The 16,329-nt window shown below is 66.6% G+C and carries 16 protein-coding genes; 9 read left to right on the plus strand and 7 right to left on the minus strand.

The features are described from left to right. Positions 1–28 precede the first annotated feature (28 nt). The 3 genes from WS62_RS06505 to WS62_RS06515 all read left to right on the plus strand — a co-directional run bounded on the left by WS62_RS06505 (position 29) and on the right by WS62_RS06515 (position 3,145). Positions 29–931, plus strand: a complete 903-nt coding sequence (locus WS62_RS06505) for a flagellin N-terminal helical domain-containing protein (protein WP_066569189.1) — start codon at positions 29–31, stop codon at positions 929–931. A gap of 428 nt (positions 932–1,359) precedes the next feature. Further along, positions 1,360–2,211, plus strand: a complete 852-nt coding sequence (motA, locus tag WS62_RS06510) for a flagellar motor stator protein MotA (RefSeq protein ID WP_066569190.1) — start codon at positions 1,360–1,362, stop codon at positions 2,209–2,211. A 22-nt stretch (positions 2,212–2,233) separates the two neighbouring features. Then, positions 2,234–3,145, plus strand: a complete 912-nt coding sequence (locus WS62_RS06515) for a flagellar motor protein MotB (protein WP_066569193.1) — start codon at positions 2,234–2,236, stop codon at positions 3,143–3,145. A gap of 532 nt (positions 3,146–3,677) precedes the next feature. Here WS62_RS06515 and WS62_RS06520 read toward each other — a convergent pair. The 7 genes from WS62_RS06520 to WS62_RS06550 are packed head-to-tail and all read right to left on the minus strand — an operon-like array spanning position 3,678 to position 10,100. Then, positions 3,678–5,768 carry a flagellar biosynthesis protein FlhA gene (locus WS62_RS06520; RefSeq protein ID WP_066569195.1) on the minus strand — a complete coding sequence of 697 codons (2,091 nt, stop codon included), beginning with the start codon at positions 5,766–5,768 and terminating at the stop codon, positions 3,678–3,680. Then, entirely contained in the window at positions 5,765–6,892 is a 1,128-nt protein-coding gene (gene flhB, locus WS62_RS06525) for a flagellar type III secretion system protein FlhB (RefSeq protein ID WP_066569198.1), read from the minus strand. The genes WS62_RS06520 and flhB overlap by 4 nt, the downstream gene beginning before the upstream one ends. Continuing rightward, positions 6,885–7,661, minus strand: a complete 777-nt coding sequence (gene fliR, locus WS62_RS06530; protein WP_066569201.1) for a flagellar biosynthetic protein FliR — start codon at positions 7,659–7,661, stop codon at positions 6,885–6,887. Before fliR ends, flhB begins: the two co-directional genes overlap by 8 nt. 4 nt (positions 7,662–7,665) lie before the next feature. Further along, positions 7,666–7,938: a flagellar biosynthesis protein FliQ gene (gene fliQ, locus WS62_RS06535; RefSeq protein WP_010111031.1), complete on the minus strand. Its 273-nt coding sequence runs from the start codon at positions 7,936–7,938 to the stop codon at positions 7,666–7,668. Between the two features lie 3 nt (positions 7,939–7,941). Continuing rightward, positions 7,942–8,703, minus strand: coding sequence for a flagellar type III secretion system pore protein FliP (gene fliP / locus WS62_RS06540; protein ID WP_066569204.1), 762 nt, complete (start codon positions 8,701–8,703; stop codon positions 7,942–7,944). Then, positions 8,700–9,047: a flagellar motor switch protein FliN gene (fliN, locus tag WS62_RS06545; protein WP_066486459.1), complete on the minus strand. Its 348-nt coding sequence runs from the start codon at positions 9,045–9,047 to the stop codon at positions 8,700–8,702. The genes fliP and fliN overlap by 4 nt, the downstream gene beginning before the upstream one ends. A gap of 3 nt (positions 9,048–9,050) precedes the next feature. Further along, positions 9,051–10,100: a FliM/FliN family flagellar motor switch protein gene (locus WS62_RS06550; protein ID WP_066569205.1), complete on the minus strand. Its 1,050-nt coding sequence runs from the start codon at positions 10,098–10,100 to the stop codon at positions 9,051–9,053. Positions 10,101–10,755: 655 nt separating this feature from the next. On the opposite strand from WS62_RS06550, the gene WS62_RS06555 reads away from it, so the two are divergent. The 6 genes from WS62_RS06555 (at position 10,756) to WS62_RS06580 (ending at position 16,272) form a co-directional block, all read left to right on the plus strand. Then, a complete protein-coding gene (locus WS62_RS06555; protein ID WP_066569207.1) occupies positions 10,756–11,088 on the plus strand; it encodes a flagellar hook-basal body complex protein FliE in 333 nt (110 codons plus the stop codon). A gap of 125 nt (positions 11,089–11,213) precedes the next feature. Beyond that, positions 11,214–12,809, plus strand: a complete 1,596-nt coding sequence (gene fliF / locus WS62_RS06560) for a flagellar basal-body MS-ring/collar protein FliF (protein WP_231748223.1) — start codon at positions 11,214–11,216, stop codon at positions 12,807–12,809. Continuing rightward, the gene (locus WS62_RS06565; RefSeq protein WP_066569210.1) at positions 12,790–13,803 is read left to right on the plus strand and encodes a FliG C-terminal domain-containing protein; all 1,014 of its coding nucleotides are present in this window, start codon (positions 12,790–12,792) and stop codon (positions 13,801–13,803) included. The genes fliF and WS62_RS06565 overlap by 20 nt, the downstream gene beginning before the upstream one ends. After that, on the plus strand, positions 13,800–14,531 hold the full coding sequence (gene fliH, locus WS62_RS06570; RefSeq protein WP_066569216.1) for a flagellar assembly protein FliH: 732 nt from the start codon (positions 13,800–13,802) through the stop codon (positions 14,529–14,531). The genes WS62_RS06565 and fliH overlap by 4 nt, the downstream gene beginning before the upstream one ends. Beyond that, a complete protein-coding gene (fliI, locus tag WS62_RS06575) occupies positions 14,528–15,835 on the plus strand; it encodes a flagellar protein export ATPase FliI (protein ID WP_066569218.1) in 1,308 nt (435 codons plus the stop codon). Before fliH ends, fliI begins: the two co-directional genes overlap by 4 nt. Further along, a complete protein-coding gene (locus WS62_RS06580) occupies positions 15,832–16,272 on the plus strand; it encodes a hypothetical protein (RefSeq protein ID WP_066486437.1) in 441 nt (146 codons plus the stop codon). Before fliI ends, WS62_RS06580 begins: the two co-directional genes overlap by 4 nt. Positions 16,273–16,329 lie beyond the last annotated feature (57 nt).

The following is a 16,329-nucleotide window of genomic DNA, read 5'->3' on the forward strand; positions in this document are numbered from 1 at the left end:
AAACTTCAATCTCACACAGGAAATCGACATGCTTAGTCTGCATACCAATATCGCATCGTTGCGCATTCAAGGCGCGCTCGCGAACTCCCAGGCAAGCCTGACCACGTCGATGACCCGTCTCGGTACGGGCTATCGCATCAATTCGGCGGCCGACGACGCCGCGGGGCTGCAGATCGCGACGCGTCTGCGCGCGCAGCACAGAGGCATGGAAGTGGCGCGGGACAAGAACGCAAGCAATGCGACGTCGATGCTGCAAACGGCAGAGGGCGCGTTCGCCGAAGTGGAGAACATCGTCCAGCGCATGAAGGATCTCGCGACGCAGGCCGCGGATTCGAGCTACACGCAACCCGACCGCGACGCGATGCAGAAGGAATACGATGCGCTCGGCAACGAGCTCATCAACATCATCGGCAACACGTCGTACGGCGGCGAAAAGCTGTTCGCGCAGGCGAACGGTTCGGGCGGCGCCGGCGCCGGCAAGCTGACGAAGGAGATGAAATTCCAGATCGGCAACACGTCGGGCGAAGTGATGACGCTGGACGTGTCGAAGGCGCTGGAAGCAGTGACGAAGGCGTTCGGCGACATTTCGGCCGTGTTCAAGGCGGGTGCGTCGGGCGTGTCCGGCGGCGGCAAGGACATCGCCGCGACGCAGGACGCGAACGCGATGCTGGAGAAGCTGTCCGCCGCGCTCGACTCGGTCGGCGGCATTCGTGCGGAGATCGGCGCGGGGCAGAACCGGCTCGACCACGTGCGCGCGAACCTGGCGAACATGTCCAGCAATACGAAGGATGCCGAAGGCAGCATCCGCGACGTCGACTATGCGAGCGAAGCGGCGAACCAGGCCAAGCTGACCATCCTCCAGCAAGCCGGCGGCTCGATGCTCAAGCAAGCGAGCCAGATGAGCCAGCTCGTGCTGTCGCTGCTGCAGTAAGCGCGGGAACGCGTGGCGATCGCGCGCTGACGGCGCGATCCTGGCCGCCGACGCCGCTCCGACGAGCGAGCGCCGGCGGTTCCCGCTGCGCCGACGCGTCCGGCGCGCGCGCATCGGCCGTCATGCGCGGCTCGTCACGCAAACGGGCGGACGCGGCCTGATTTTTTCTGAAAACGCCGGAGCGTACGGACGCGCATCCGGCGTTCGGCGCTAGCATGGCCGCACGGTCGGCTGCGGCGCGGCGGCGTTCGGTCGCCGTCGCTTCCGGCTCGGTGCGTGGTCGAAGGTTTCCGGCGGCAATTCGGTTATCTAACGAAATGCGTCCGGTCTTTTGCCGCGCGCTGCCGGCGGCCGGTTTGACGCACGCGTCGTTGCGCATCCGGCAATGCGAATCCGAACGGACATGACAGAACAAGCGGTGAAATTTCATGCAATTGGCTATCGGCATATTCCTGGTACTGGGCGGCGTATTCGGCGGTTTCATCCTGCATGGCGGCGCGCTGAGCAGCATCTGGCAGCCGACCGAAATTCTCATCATTCTCGGCGCGGCGTCGGGGGCGCTCGTGATGGGCAATCCGCGCAGCGTGCTGATCGAGATGGGCGTGCAGATCAAGAAGGTCATTGCCCGCAAGGGAAACGGCACTGAGTTTCAGCGAGAGTTGCTGCTGATGCTGTACGAACTGCTCGAGATGGTGCGTGACGGCGGATTGAAGGCGCTCGATCAGCATGTGGAAGAGCCGCGCGAAAGCGAACTCTTTCAGAAATACCCGATGATCCTCGCGCAGCCGCAATTGATCGCGTTCATCGTCGACAATTTCCGGCTGATGGCGATGGGGCGCATCACGCAGCACGAGCTCGAGAGCATGCTCGATCAGGAACTCGAAGCAATCGAAGGCGAATTGATGCAGCCGTCGCGATCGTTGTCGAAGGTCGCCGAGGCGATGCCCGGATTCGGCATTCTGGCGGCCGTGCTTGGCATCGTCACAACGATGGCCAATATTGGCGGAAACGTATCCGAAATCGGCTTGCAGGTGGCGGCCGCGATGGTCGGCACGTTCATCGGCATCCTGCTTTGCTACGGCGTGCTGGAGCCGCTCGCGAGCGCGATGGTCCATCGCGTCAACAGCGAGATGTCGGCGTTCGAGTGCGTGAAGGTAGTGTTGTGCGCACAGGTGGCCGGCAAGCCGACGCTGCTTGCCGTCGACGCCGGCCGCAAGCTGATCCAACTGGACGTGAAGCCCAGCTTCTCGAAGCTGGAATCGTGGATCGGCGACATTTGACGTCGGCGCGGAGACGCATGCAATGAATCCGAATAGAGATGCCGGACACGGACCGACGATCATCAAGCGCGCGGGCAGGCATCACGAGGAAGGCGGTGGCGGCGCGTGGAAGGTGGCGTTCGCGGACTTCACGCTCGCGCTGATGGCGCTTTTCATGGTGCTGTGGGTGATGAGCATGACGCCCGAAGACGAGCGCAGGCGCGTTGGGGCGGAGATCGAGGGCAAGCCTATCTTCGAAGGGGGCGTTGGCATTTTCGAGCAACGCAGTCGCAAGCTGGTGCTCGTTCCTCACGACGAGTTGCCGCGCGGACGCGCGACCGAGCCCGCCGACGCGAAGGAGCGCGACGACACGATCGATACGTTGGAAGCGCGCCGCAAGCTGGCCGCGCGCATTCTCGCGGAGGCGAATGCGCTCGGCATGGACGGAAATGTCGACGTCGCGATCAACGACGACGGCGTGCGCGTCACGATCCACGACTCCGGCGAAAAAGGCATGTTCGCGCGCCGCAGCGACGTGCTCGACCTGCAGTTCGACGCGTTGCTAAAAGCGCTCGCGCCGGTGCTGTCGTCGGTGACCAACAAGCTCGTGATCGTCGGACATACCGATGCGACTCAATATGCCGGCGCCAGTGTGTTCAGCAACAACTGGAGCTTGTCGAGCCGCCGCGCGTTGCGCGCCCGTCAGGCGTTGATCGACGGCGGGCTCGGCGAGCCGCAACTGTTCCAGGTGTCCGGCATGGGCGACAGTATACCGGCTGTGCCGGACGATCCGAGCCACGACGTGAACCGTCGGGTCGAGCTGCTGTTGCTGACGAGCCAGGCGGCGGACACCTGGAGCCGCATGCTGCGCAGCAACGGAGTCGATGCGCGCCCGAGCGCCGACGGCTTCGGACTCGACGTCGGCCGTCCGGCGAGCGCCGCGCCGACGCATTGAAGCCTATCGCGGCGGCTGCGTCGATTCGCGGCCGGAGCTTCATCGGCGACGACGCGGACGCGGCGTTCGTTTCGGAGACCGAGACGTTCGCCGGGCCGTTATGAACGTTGCGCGAAGAACGCCCGTTTCGTTCCCCTCCAGCGTCCACGGCGCTGTTTGCCCGGATCGTCTCGATCCGGGCTTTTTTACGCGCATGTCCGCTCGAATCGGATCGTGACGGCGCCGGTCCGGCGATCGAGCGCTGCCTCGGATGGGCGGCATGTGCCGCCCGTCGACGAGGGGCGTGCGAGCGCTGTTTGCCGGAATGCGCAGAAACCGCGTCCGGCGAATGGCGCGCGGCAAACAGAGAGGGGGAGGCGGAAGCGATTTCGGTTTTCGGCATCGTCGAACGCGGCGCCTAAAGCGTCGGCCGGAGTTCGCGGTTGCACGGGCTTCGCGCAAGCCTCGGCGCCGGGTGTCCGGCCCGTCGCGGCGCGGTTTTTTTGCTCGCGCTCTATCGCTCGCCGCTTGCGTCCACGGAACGCGTCACGCGTCACGCCAGCGAACCGATCACGCTGACTTCCCGCTGTTCCGGAATCTCGTTGTAGGACAGCACCCGCAGCCCCGGCGCCAAGAGGCGTGCATAGCGGCCGAGCAGCGGCCGCAACTGTGGAGGCACGACGAGGATCGGCGCGGCGCCGAGCGATTTCATCCGTTCCCTGACGCCGGGCAGGGCGGTCTGAAGGTTCGCCAGCACGTGAGGCGCAATCGCGAAGTTGTCGAGCGCCACCTTGCCGGCCTGTTGCGCCTGGCTGAGCGTCGTCAGCAACAGACCTTCCAGTTCGCCGGCGAGGTTGAACACGGCGATTTCCGTCCGTGCGCCGACGATGTCCGTGACGATGTGCTGCCGCAGCGCGCAACGGACTTCCGCGGCGAGCAGGATCGGATCGGTGGTCGCTTCCGCGTTGTCGAGCAGCGCGGAGGCGATCGGCACGATCGGTTTCAGCGATACGTTTTCGGTCAGCAGCGCGCGCATCACTTTGCGGATCAGGTTGTACGTCATGGCCTTTTCCAACGCTTCCTGCAGACGCGGGGCCGCCTGCCCGAGGCGTTGCATCAGCGCGGCGACGTCGTCGTGCGTGAAGATTTCCCCGAGCTGGTCGCGCAGGAGCTTGTCCACGTGCGTCGCGATCACCGATGCGCCGTCGACCACCTGATAGCCCAATCCCAGCGCATGCGCTTTCGCGTCCGGCTGAATCCACGTCACCGCCATCCCGTAGGCCGGATCGCACGCCGGAATGCCGTCGAGCTCCCCGTAAACGGTCGGCGACGGAATCGCCATCAGGCGGTCCGCGTGAAGCTCGGCGCGCGCGATCTCGACGCCGTTCATCAGGATCGCATAGTACGACGGGGGCAGTCCGAGATCGTCGCGTACGGTGATGAACGGAATCAGAAAGCCCATCGCGCTGCTCAGACTGCGCCGCATGCCGTCCATCCGGCGTCGCAATGGCGAGCCTTGCGCGGGGTCGATCAAATCGACCAGCCGATAGCCGACGCGCACCGCGAGCGCGTCGACGTGGCCGATATCGTCCCAGTCGGGTTCGTTCGGCTTGGCCTCGTGCAGCGCGGTCTCGAGCGCCTGCACCTGCGCGTCGTCATCGCCTTGCGGCCGCCACTTGCCGGCTCGCCACGCGACATAGCCGAGCAGGATCGCGAAGCCGCCGAACGGCAGCCACGGCATGCCGGGAATCATCGCGAGGATCAGCAGCACGGCGGCGCCGCTGTACAGCACCTCCGGCGACGCCAGCATCTGCCGGCCGACCTGCTGCTCGAAGTTGCCCGAATCGCTGACGCGCGTCACGATGATCGCCGCGGCCGCGGCGAGCAGCAACGACGGTATCTGTGCGACGAGGCCGTCGCCGATCGTCAGCAGCCCGTAGCGCTGGAACGCTTCGGCGAAGCTCAGGCCGTGAATCAGCATGCCGATCGCGAGTCCGCCCAGCACGTTGATGAGCAGAATCAGGATGCCGGCGATCGCGTCGCCGCGCACGAACTTCGATGCGCCGTCCATCGCGCCATAGAAGTCGGCTTCCGTCGTCACCTCGCGACGCCGCGTCTGCGCCTGCTCCTGATTGATGAGCCCGGCGTTGAGATCGGCGTCGATCGCCATTTGCTTGCCCGGCAGCGCATCCAGCGTAAAGCGCGCAGACACTTCCGAAATCCGCTCGGCGCCCTTCGTCACGACGACGAAGTTGATAATCATCAGGATGACGAAAACCACGAGACCGACCACGAAACTGCCGCCGATCACCACTTTGCCGAACGCCTCGATGACGTGGCCCGCTGCGTCCGTCCCCTCGTGGCCCTTCAGCAGCACGACGCGCGTCGACGCGACGTTGAGCGTGAGCCGCATCAGCGTGGTGGCGAGAATGATGGTCGGGAATACCGAGAATTCGAGCGGCCGCCTGACCGAGACGCTTACCAGGATCACGACCACCGCGAGGACGATGTTGAACGTGAACAGCAGGTCCAGAAGCCACGGCGGAAGCGGCAGGATGATCATCGACAGCACGGCCAGCAGCAACGCCGGCGTCGCGTACTGGTACTGCCGCAGGTCGGCGGCCAGACGAGAGAGTTTGCTCATGGTGATTGCACTTTGGCGAGAGAGTCCGGAATGGGGACGGCGACGGGCCGGTCGGGGCGCAGGCCGCGGCGTCCCTCCTGGAAGGCCTTCAGTTGCAGGACATAGGTCAGCACCTGTGCGACGGCGCGGTACAGCGCAGACGGGATCTGCTGATTGACCTGGCTCGTGTAATAGATCGCCCGCGCGAGCGGCGGCAGACTCACCACTTCGACGCCGTGCGCGTCGGCGAGCCGGCGGATCACGAGCGCCATGTCGTCGACGCCCTTGGCGATGACGAACGGCGCATCGGCGCGCGCGGCGTCGTATTTGAGCGCGACGGCGTAGTGAGTCGGATTGACGATCACCACGTCGGCGCCCGGCACCGTCTTCGACAGCGCGCGCTGCGCCGCCTGCCGCTGCAACTGGCGGATGCGGCCGCGCACTTCGGGCCGGCCTTCGTTGTTCTTGTGCTCGTCCTTGACTTCCTGCTTGGTCATCCGCTGCCCGCGCATGAAGACGAAGCGCTGAAACGGCACGTCCATCGATGCGAACGCCAGAATCACGAGCGCGAGCGTCATCGCGCCGTCGACGAACAGGCGCGCGCCGTGCGCGATGGCTTCGGGCAGCGGCAACGCCTGCAGGCGCAGGAACGCGGGAAGCGTGGAGGCGCTCACGTGCCAGAGCACCGCGATGATCGCGAACGCCTTGGCGGCCGATAGCGCGAACGTGCCGTAATGGCGCGCGGACACGAGCTTGCCGAGATTCGCGCGCGGGCTCATCCGGCTCAGTTTCGGTTTGAAGTTCGCGCTCGCGAACACCCATCCGCCGGGAAACAGCGAGCCCGCGATCACCAATGCCGGAATGACGAAGAACGGCGCGAGCATCTTGACGAACAGCATGACGGGAATGGCCATCATGGCTGACGACGCGCCGTCGCGAGAGCCGTTTGCGAGAACGGCCGCAAACAGCGTGCGGAAATCGGCGAGCCAAGACGGCGACAGCGCGAGCAGCACCTTCATCGAGATCAGCACGCCGATTGCGGTCGACAGATCGCGCGAGCGCGGGATCTGCCCTTGCTTGCGCGCTTGCTTCAGCTTCTGCTGCGTCGCGCGCTCGCTTTTGTCGCCGGAATCTCGGTCAGACATGACGTGCGCTCAGGTAGCGGTCCAACAGCTCCAGTACGTGCTGGGTCAGACGGACATAATGGTCCGGCAGATGCGGCAGCATGTAACCGAGCATGAGCAGGCCGAACACCGTCGTGATCGCGAAGCCGAGCGAAAACAGGTTGATGCCGGGCGTCGCGCGGGACAGATAGCCCTTGCCGATCTGCAGGACGAGCGTGGCGAAGACGATCGGCGCCGCGAGGAGCGTCGTCGACGCGAACAGCCAACCGACCTGGTACAGCAACGGCTTGAGCGACAGCAGGTCGACCGGCGAGCCGACGGGCCAGACGCGGAAGCTCGTATAGAGGATCTGCGTCACCACCAGGTGCGCGTCGATCGAGAAGAACAGCAGCATGTAGACGACGAGCAGCACGCTCGAGATCGCATCCGACGAGGTTCCGTTGAGCGGATCGTTCATCACGGCCATCGCGAGGCCCATCTGCGACGCGATCAGATAGCCGAGCATCATGAAGATCGCGAGCGTGAAATGGAGCATCGTGCCGAACAGCAGGCCGATCAGGATCTGCTCGGCCGCGACGAGCGCGCCCCGCGCCGAGAACGCGGCGACCTCGACCGGCGCGACGGCGGGCAGCGCCACGACGGCGAGCAAGAGCGACAGCATGACGCGCGCGCGCAGCGGCACGGTGCTTTCGCCGATGATCGGCGCGGCGCTGAGCGCGGCGAGAATTCGGCAGAACGGCCACCAGATGCGGGACAGCATCTCGGGCGCGGCGGACATGAGCGCTTCCACGGCGTCAACCCGCGAGCTGCGCCGCGCGGGTGAAGATGGCGACGCAATAGTCCATCAGCGTCTGGACGAGCCAGTGGCCGGCGAACACGAGCACGCCGAGCGTCGCCAGCAGACGGGGCAGGAAGCTGAGCGTCTGCTCGTTGATCTGCGTGGCGGCCTGGAACAGCGCAACGACGAGGCCGATCACGAGGCCCGGCGCGATGATGAGCGCAACCATCACGACGATGATGCGAATGGCGTTGCCGACGAGTTCGACGGCGAGATCCGGGGTAAGCATCGATCAGTAGGCCTGGATACTGGTCGCGAGCGTATCGACGGTGAGCGTCCAGCCGTCCACCAGCACGAACAGCAGGAGCTTGAGCGGCAGCGAGATGACGAGCGGCGACAGCATCATCATCCCCATCGCCATCAACGTCGACGCGACCACGAGGTCGATGATGAGGAACGGCAGGAACAGCATCGAGCCGATTTGAAACGCCGTCTTCAGCTCGCTCAGCATGAACGCGGCGGCCTTGACGACGAACGCGTGGTCTTCCGGCCGCGCGAGGTCCTTTTCTCCGGCGAGTCGGGCGATCTGTTCGAGGCTCGCCCTGCTCGTCTGCGCCAGCATGAAGCGCGACAGCGGCTGTTGCGCGCGATCGACGGCCTCGCGGAACGTGATCTTGTCCAGATCGTACGGCTCGATCGCGTTGCGCCAGACGTCGAGGCCGACGGGGCGCATGACGAGCAGGGTCAGCAGCAGCGCCACGCCCGCGACGACGCGGGTGGGCAGGCCCTGCTGCAAGCCGAGCGCTTGCCTGAGCAAGGCGAGCACGATTACGAAACGCAGGAAGCTCGTCGTGACGATCGCGAGCATCGGGAGCAGCCCGAGCAGCGTCATGAACAGCAGGATTTGCGTCTTGACGCTGTAGTCGCGCGGCAGGCCGAGCGATTCGACGGGTAGCGCGAGCGGGTCGGCGGCCGCGGGCAGCGCGACGGCCGCCAGCACGAACGCGAGCGTGAGCGCGAGCGCGGCGCGCGGAAGCGACCGTCGCCGCGTCATGGCGCGAAGTCGCCGAGTTGCTCGAGGTCGAGCAGCTTGAGCCCGTAGTTGTCGCCCGACACCACGACCTCCGCGTGGCCTACCGCCGTTCCGTTGATCTTGATCAGCAGCGGCTCGCCCGCGAGGCGGTCGAGCTCGAGCACCGAGCCTTCCTCGATCGCCATCAGCTCGGCGAGCGTGATCGTCGCGCTGCCGACTTCGAGCGTCAGCTGCACGGGAATTTTCGCGAGCAATTGCATCGGATCGCGCCGCGGCCGTTCGATGGCGTCGGCGGGCGAGTCGGACGCTTCGGGGGCGAGATCGTCGAGCAGGACATCGAGATCGGGTTGATCGGTGGGTTCCATGCGTTACTCCGTAGGTTCAAAGGACGTGAGGCACAGCTTGCCGTTGTGTTCGACGATCGACGCCGAATAGAGCTGCGAGTCGCCGGCCAGCACACGGGCGTTCGCGTGCAGTCTCACCGGCAGCACGCTGCCCGGCTTCAGACGGAGCAGGTCGCCGAACGGTATCTGCCGCTCCATCAACTGGGCGGTGAGCCTGATGCGCAGCGCGCCGGCGAGCGGGCGCGGCCGTTTGCGCGCGGGCGCGCCGCGCCGCTGGCCGGCCGTCAGGCCTGCGAACAGACGCTGCTGCCAGCCTTCGTCGAGCGCGAACTGGATTTCGCCGACCGTGCGCCGCAACGCATCTTCCACGCCGCACGCCACGAACAGGGCGGGATGGCGCGAATGCTCGGCCGCACGCGGAATGGGCGCGTCATCGGCGCGCGTCGCGGCGGGGTCGATGCAATGCGCGGCGACGCGAACGAGATCCGTCGCGACCTTGCGTGCGAATCGGCGTTCGGTGGCGGTCTCGGCGGCTTCGGCGGCTTCGGCGATCGACGCGGCTTCTGCATTTCCGGCGGCGGCTTCGGCGGTTCCGGAATGCGATGCGGTTTCGGCGTCCGCTGCGTTCGCGGCGTCAGGACGCGAAAGCGCGTCGTCGGCGTCCGGCGCATCGGCGTCCCGTTCGTTCGCCGCCGCGTCGCCGCCGTCGGCCGACGGCGGGGCGGCGGGCGCTTGCGCCCGGTTCGCGCCGCGCGTTGCCGGCGTCACGCAGCGGCCATACCGCAAGTCGAGCAGCGTCAACAGCAACCCGCGCTCGAGATGCACGCCGATCACGGCGCCGCCCATTGACTGCCGCTGCCACGCCCATGACTCGACGGCCGGCGCATGCGTCGTGAACGCCACGCGGCCGATCTTCAGGGACGAGCCGTTGCATCGGCTCACGCACGTTTCGAGAAAGTGCGCGAGCCGATGCCCGAGCTCGACGCCGAACGCGTCGAGCAGATGCGTGGGGCGGCCCAGCATGCGCGGATCGATCGTCTTGCAGCGCGCGGACTTGCTTGAATGAATAGCCATCGGTTTCGGTTCCCGCTTGGGTCCTTTTTTAAAACGGCAGTTTTTCGGCGCTTTCCCGGAAAGCGCCGAAAAACGACGGCTGCCGTCCGATTCGGAGGGCGTGGAAATTAAAAGAAGAGATTGCTTAAAAATAACCGGGCGCACCGCTTGAAGGTCGGCATCTGAAGAAATGACGAATCAATGCGATCGGCCGGCTATTTATTGATTAACCGATGCGAAGGATGAATCTAAATCGAATCGAAAAATCACGTGCGGTATTTTTATTCGATTGCCGGAACGGTGCGAGTGAATTGTTCGCAATGCGGCGCAGCCGCCATGAAAAGTCGCGAATTCACGTGAACGCGTTGTTTTGCGCCGCGACGCATCCCTTGCGGGACGGGCCTCACGCGCGAATCCCGCCGGCGGCGGCGCGCCGTCTCCGCTCGCCGCGCGCCTGCCGTCAAAAACACCGTAGCGGATTTTTCACGCGATATGAGCGTTGTTCAGCGTTATTCGGTAGTGTCCGATATGGGCGTGCGCCAGAATCATTCCGGTATCGAGGCGACGTATTCCGTTTCACGTAACGGATGCATCGGCGAATGAATTGCAAGTGTTTCATTGGTGTCAGGTCGTTGTCGACGGCGTCGCCGAATTCAATCCCAATATAGAGCCAATCATGGAACCGATCGAACAGGTGACTGCGGAATTGCGCAGTCAAATGGCGGAACTCGGGCGTCAGGCGAGCGCCGCGGTCTTGCCGGCCGCCGAGCGCGGGCGCGTCGCCGATGACGTGAATTTCGCGAGCGTGTTCTCTCGCGCCGTCGGCGACGTCGACAGCAAGCAGACGTTCGCCGCCGAAAAAATGTCCGACGTCGACAGCGGCAGAAGCGACGACCTGATCGGCGCGATGCTGGCGAGCCAGGAGGCGAGTCTGTCGTTCTCGATGCTGACCCAGGTGCGCAACAAGCTGACTGCCGCGATGGACGATCTGCTGAAGATGCAGATCTGAATACGCCTATTCCGTACTTCTAGAAAGGTCAATCAGTGCTCGCAAGACTCAAAGCGGCGGTCGCGAGCCGGCTGCCCGCGTCTCTTTCAGTCGCGCTGCCGTCTCCGGCCACGCTGTCCAAGCTGATGCCGGTCGCCGTGCTGGCGATCGCGCTCACCGCGCTGGCGACGGCTTATCTGCGTTACGACGAGGCCAACTACAAGCCCGTGTTCGGCGCGCGCGAGCCCGTGCAGCTCGGCCAGCTCGCGTCCGTGCTGGACGGCGAGCGCATCCCGTATCGCATTCACCCGGATACCGGGCAAGTGCTCGTGTCGCGCGCCGATCTGGCCCGGGCGCGGATGATTCTGGCCGCGAAGGGCGTCACGGGCCAGCCGGCGCCGGGACTCGAACAGATCGATCGCGACGATCCGCTCGGCACGAGCCAGTTCGTGCAGGACGTGCGCTTTCGGCGCGGGCTGGAAAGCGAGCTGGCGCAGAGCATCATGACGATGGAGGCCGTCGAGAAGGCGCGCGTGCATTTGTCGATCGCGAAATCGTCGTCGTTCGTGATGATGGACGGCGAGAAAAGTTCGGCGTCGGTCATGCTGACGCTCAAGCCCGGACGGCGGCTCGGCAAGGAGCAGATCGCGGCGATCCTCAACCTGGTCGCGGGCAGCGTGCCGAACCTCGCGCCGTCGCGGGTCTCGGTGGTCGATCAGACGGGCGCGTTCCTGTCCGCCCGGGTCGATCTCGACGACGACTTCGGCGACAGCAACGACGCCGCGGCGCGATTCCGCGACGAAACGATCCGCAGCGTCCAGGACCTGCTCGCGCCGACGCTGGGGATCGACAACTTCCGCGTCAGCGTGACCGCGGCGGTCAACAACGATCGGGTCGAAGAGATGCGCGAGCAGTTCGGCGAGGCGCCGAAGGTGACCAACGAGGCGACGCGCGACGAGCAGAACCGCGACCGGATCGCGCTCGGCGTGCCGGGTTCGCTGAGCAATCGCCCCGTCGATGCGCCTGCCTCGGCGCCGCAGGCGGACGGCGGCGTCCAGCGTCACGCGACGACGCGCCAGTACGCGTACGACCGCAACGTGACGCAGATCAAGCACAGTCGCGGACGCCTCGAAAAGCTGAGCGTCGCCGTCGTGCTGAACAACGCGGTGTCGCCCGCCAAGGGCAAGCCGTGGTCCGCGGAGCAACTCGCGCATATCGAGCAGATCTTGCGAAACGGGCTCGGCGTCGACGCGCAGCGCGGCGATCAGCTCGTCGTGTCGTCGCTCGACTTCCCCGCGCCGAACGCGCCCGAACCGTGGTGGCGCGAACGCGAAACCCTCGAGCAAGGCGGCTGGTACGTCGCGTATGCGATCGGTGCGTTGCTGCTGTACCTGCTGGTCGCGCGGCCGCTGCTGCGGACGCTGCAGCAGTGGGCCGGACACCGGTACGGGCGCGGCGCCGCGTCGCCGGCCGTCGGGGCCGCCGCGGCGCCGGCGCTCGCGGGCGGCTCGGCGTCCGCCGGCAGGGCGGGCGAGCCGGGCGCGTCCGATGCGGCGTTGCCGGATGGCCGGCCGCGTCTCGCGAGCGTGATGCCTTTTCTCGACGACGTTGAACTGCCGCCTGCCGACTCCGGCGTCGAAGTGTTGACCGATCATCTGCGCACGCTATCGCAGAAGGCGCCGGAGCGCGTCGCGGAAGTCGTTAAACAATGGATACGAAGCAATGGAAACGCCAGTAGCTGAGATCAACGCGCCCGGCTCGATCGAGCAGGCCGCCATCGTCTTGCTGAGCATCGGCGAAGAGCGCGCGGCCGACGTGCTGCGCTGCCTGTCGCGACCCGAATTGCTGAAGATCACGCAGGTGATGTCCGGCATGGGCGGTGTCAAGGTCGACGCAGTCAGGACGGCGCTGCAGCGCTTCTTCGATCAGTATCGCGAACAGAGCGGGATTCACGGCGCGTCGCGCATGTACCTGCAGCGCGCGCTGGATCTCGCGCTCGGCCACGACATCGCGAACACGGTGCTCAACAGTCTCTACGGCGGCAGCATCCGCTCGAAGATGGCGCGGCTGCAATGGGTGTCCGCGCGCTGGCTCGCGGACCATATCGTGAACGAGCACGTACGGGTGCAGGCGCTGTTCGTCGTGTTCCTGCCGCCTGCGCAGGCATGCGAAGTGATCGAAGCGCTGCCCGCGGAGACGCGCGACGTGATCCTCTTCAACGTCGCGCAGCTCGATGAAGTCGAGCACGCGCTGCTCGTCGAGCTCGAGGAACTGATCGAGCTCTGCCTGCAGAACTTGGAGCGACAGGGCGCGAGCGTCGAAGGCGTCCGGCAGGCCGCCGAAATCGTCAACCGGCTGCCGGGCGACCGGATGCGGATGCTCGAACTGCTGCGCGCGCACGATCCCCGCGTGGCGGCCGCAATCGAGACGAGCATGTACCGCTTCGCCATCCTATCGCGTCAGAGCGATATCGCAATCGCCCGGATCATCGACGTGGCGCCGCTCGAGCAATGGGCGATCGCGCTCAAGGGCGCCGATCCGGACGTGCTCGCGGCGTTGCAGCGCGCGATGCCGCGTCGCCAGATCCAGGCGTTCGACGACGTGATCCGCCGCGCCGGACCGGTGCCGGCGGCGCGCGTCGAGCAAGTGCGCGCGGGCATCATGGCGCAGGTCAAGGGGCTCGCTGACGCCGGCGAGATCGAATTGCGGCTCGTCGAGGAGGATGTGGTCGCGTGAGGACATATCTGCCGTACCGGTTTCCGCCGCTGACGGTTGCGTTGCGACGCGCGGCGTCGCCGCCGCCTGCGTCCGGCGACGCCGACGCGCCGCTGCGCACCGGCTTCGACGATGGCTTCCGTCAGGGCATGGAGCGCGGTTATCACGCCGGGTTCGAGCGCGGCGAAGCCGATGGGCGCGCGCAAGGCCGCGATGCCGGTCGCGATGCGGGAACGCAGGAAGCGCGCGCGGCGGCCGAAGTCCGGTTCGCCGGGCTCGCGCAGACGATCGACACGATGCTCGAAGGGCTGCGTCGCATGCAGGACGATTATCAGACCGCGCGCCGCACCGAACTGGTGGATCTCGTCGCGAAGGTCGCGAAGCGGGTGGTCCGGTGCGAGCTGGCGCTGCAGCCCGCTCAACTGCTGTCGCTGATCGACGAAACGCTCGGTGCGATGCCGGCCGCCGTTGACGCACCGCAGATCTATCTGAATCCCGACGAGCACGCGCGTCTCGTCGAATTGCTGCCCGAGCACGCGCAGCGCTGGACGCTTCTCGCCGATGCGCGGCTGGAGCCGGGCGAATGCCGGGTGCGGCTCGGCGACCACGAGGCCGACGCCGGCTGCCGGCATCGGCTCGACGCGTGCGTCGAGCAAGTCCGCGCGCAACTGCTCGGCGCGCCCGACGGCGGCGATGCGGCCGGCGCCGCGCCCGCGAGCGAGCCGGACGCGCCTGGGAGCGTCGCATGATCGCGTCCGCCCTGCGCAACCTCGAACTCGGCGCCGTTCCGGTCGCGCGTCTGACGGGACGCCTGACGGGCGTATCCGGTCTGCTGCTGAAGGCGTCCGGCTGCCTGCTGGAGACGGGCCGGCGCTGCGTGATCGAATCGTCCGGCGGCGACTGGATCGATGCGCAGGTGGTTGGATTCAACCGTGAGGAATCCTACCTCATGCCGTTCAAGAAACCGGTCGGGCTCGTTGCCGGCGCGCAGGTGCTCGCGTGCGATCGGAAAGGCGCGCTGCGCATCGGCCGCACGTGGCTCGGACGCGTGATCAACGGGCTCGGCGAGCCGATCGACGGCCACGGACCGCTCGGCGGCGACCAGGTGCTGAGCGAGAAGCCGGCGGCCGTCAATCCGTTGCGCAAGCACGCGGTACGCGATGTCCTCGACGTCGGGGTTCGGGCGATCAATGGCGCGCTGACGCTCGGCAAGGGGCAGCGGGTCGGCCTGATGGCGGGCAGCGGCGTCGGCAAGAGCGTGCTGCTCGGGATGATGACGCGCGCGACGGCGGCCGATGTGGTGGTGGTCGGCCTCATCGGCGAACGGGGCCGCGAGGTGCGCGAGTTCGTCGAGCATGCGCTAGGCGACGAAGGGCTGGCGAAGGCCGTGCTCGTGGTGGCGCCGGCGGACGAATCGCCATTGATGCGTCTGCGGGCGGCGGAGCTGTGCCACGCGGTCGCCGCGCATTACCGGGACGCGGGCAGCGACGTGCTGCTGCTCGTCGATTCGCTGACGCGCTATGCGATGGCGCAGCGGGAAATCGCGCTCTCGCTCGGCGAACCGCCCGCGACGCGCGGTTATCCGCCTTCGGTGTTCGGCATGTTGCCGCAGCTCGTCGAGACGGCCGGCAATGGCGAGGGGAGCGGCAGCATGAGCGCGATCTATACGGTGCTGGCGGAAGGCGACGACCAGAACGATCCGGTCGTCGATACCGCGCGGGCCATTCTCGACGGTCATATCGTGCTGTCGCGCGAGCTCGCCGAGCGCGGCCATTACCCGGCGATCGACGTGACGCGGTCAGTCAGTCGCTGCATGGCGCAGATCGCCGATGCGCGTCACGTCGTGCGCGCAGGACAACTGAAGGAAATGATCGGACGCCACGAACAGGTGCGCGACCTGATTCCGCTCGGCGGCTACGTACAGGGTGCGGACGCCGCGACCGACCGGGCCGTCGCGATGGCCGAGCGCATTGACGCGTTCCTGCGCCAGCCGATGCACGAGGCGGCGTCGTTCGATGCGACTTACGCGGCGCTGGAGGCGTTGATCGGATGAACGCGCCCCGCATGGTCAAGTGCATCGCCGGACTCGTGAGCATTCGCGAGGCGGAGGTCGAGAAGCTGACGGCGAGTCTCGCGCGCCAGGAGTCCGTGCGCGCCCGCTTTCACCGGAATCTGCATGCGATGCAGGCGCTGTTCGACGCGGCGGGCGGCGCGCCGGCCCGGGCCGTGCCGCCGACGCTGCTGCACAACCAGGCCGGTTACCGGCTCGCGATGCTCGACATGATGCAAGCGCACCGGACGGCGTTGCGCGCGCACGAGGAGCACATGCAAGTCGAGCGCCAGCTGCTGGCCGCGACGGCCGCGCGATGCGAGATGTGGCGGCGCGAGCTGCGCAAGCGCGAGCGCCGGCTGGACGCGGCGCGTGAGCGCGGCGAGCAGCGCTCGCAGGATGAACTGGCCGCGCAAGCATGGATCAGGTCGCGCGCGTGAAGGGACGAAAATCCGGCGCACAGGCGCCGGCCGGGGGCGCGTCGAAGGCGCGCCGAT

Origin of the sequence: Burkholderia sp. ABCPW 14 (genome assembly GCF_001523835.1) — a bacterium.
Lineage (GTDB): Bacteria > Pseudomonadota > Gammaproteobacteria > Burkholderiales > Burkholderiaceae > Burkholderia > Burkholderia mayonis.

Bases quoted from the DNA above. Each gene is read 5' to 3' on its own strand.
- WS62_RS06515 (WP_066569193.1), top strand. From the start codon at position 2,234: ATGAATCCGAATAGAGATGCCGGACACGGACCGACGATCATCAAGCGC.
- fliQ (WP_010111031.1), bottom strand. From the start codon at position 7,938: ATGCTTACCCCGGATCTCGCCGTCGAACTCGTCGGCAACGCCATTCGC.
- WS62_RS06565 (WP_066569210.1), top strand. From the start codon at position 12,790: ATGGAAACGCCAGTAGCTGAGATCAACGCGCCCGGCTCGATCGAGCAG.
- fliP (WP_066569204.1), bottom strand. From the start codon at position 8,703: ATGACGCGGCGACGGTCGCTTCCGCGCGCCGCGCTCGCGCTCACGCTC.
- WS62_RS06580 (WP_066486437.1), top strand. From the start codon at position 15,832: ATGAACGCGCCCCGCATGGTCAAGTGCATCGCCGGACTCGTGAGCATT.
- fliF (WP_231748223.1), top strand. From the start codon at position 11,214: ATGCCGGTCGCCGTGCTGGCGATCGCGCTCACCGCGCTGGCGACGGCT.
- fliI (WP_066569218.1), top strand. From the start codon at position 14,528: ATGATCGCGTCCGCCCTGCGCAACCTCGAACTCGGCGCCGTTCCGGTC.
- WS62_RS06550 (WP_066569205.1), bottom strand. From the start codon at position 10,100: ATGGCTATTCATTCAAGCAAGTCCGCGCGCTGCAAGACGATCGATCCG.
- WS62_RS06505 (WP_066569189.1), top strand. From the start codon at position 29: ATGCTTAGTCTGCATACCAATATCGCATCGTTGCGCATTCAAGGCGCG.
- WS62_RS06520 (WP_066569195.1), bottom strand. From the start codon at position 5,768: ATGAGCAAACTCTCTCGTCTGGCCGCCGACCTGCGGCAGTACCAGTAC.
- WS62_RS06555 (WP_066569207.1), top strand. From the start codon at position 10,756: ATGGAACCGATCGAACAGGTGACTGCGGAATTGCGCAGTCAAATGGCG.
- fliN (WP_066486459.1), bottom strand. From the start codon at position 9,047: ATGGAACCCACCGATCAACCCGATCTCGATGTCCTGCTCGACGATCTC.
- motA (WP_066569190.1), top strand. From the start codon at position 1,360: ATGCAATTGGCTATCGGCATATTCCTGGTACTGGGCGGCGTATTCGGC.
- flhB (WP_066569198.1), bottom strand. From the start codon at position 6,892: ATGTCTGACCGAGATTCCGGCGACAAAAGCGAGCGCGCGACGCAGCAG.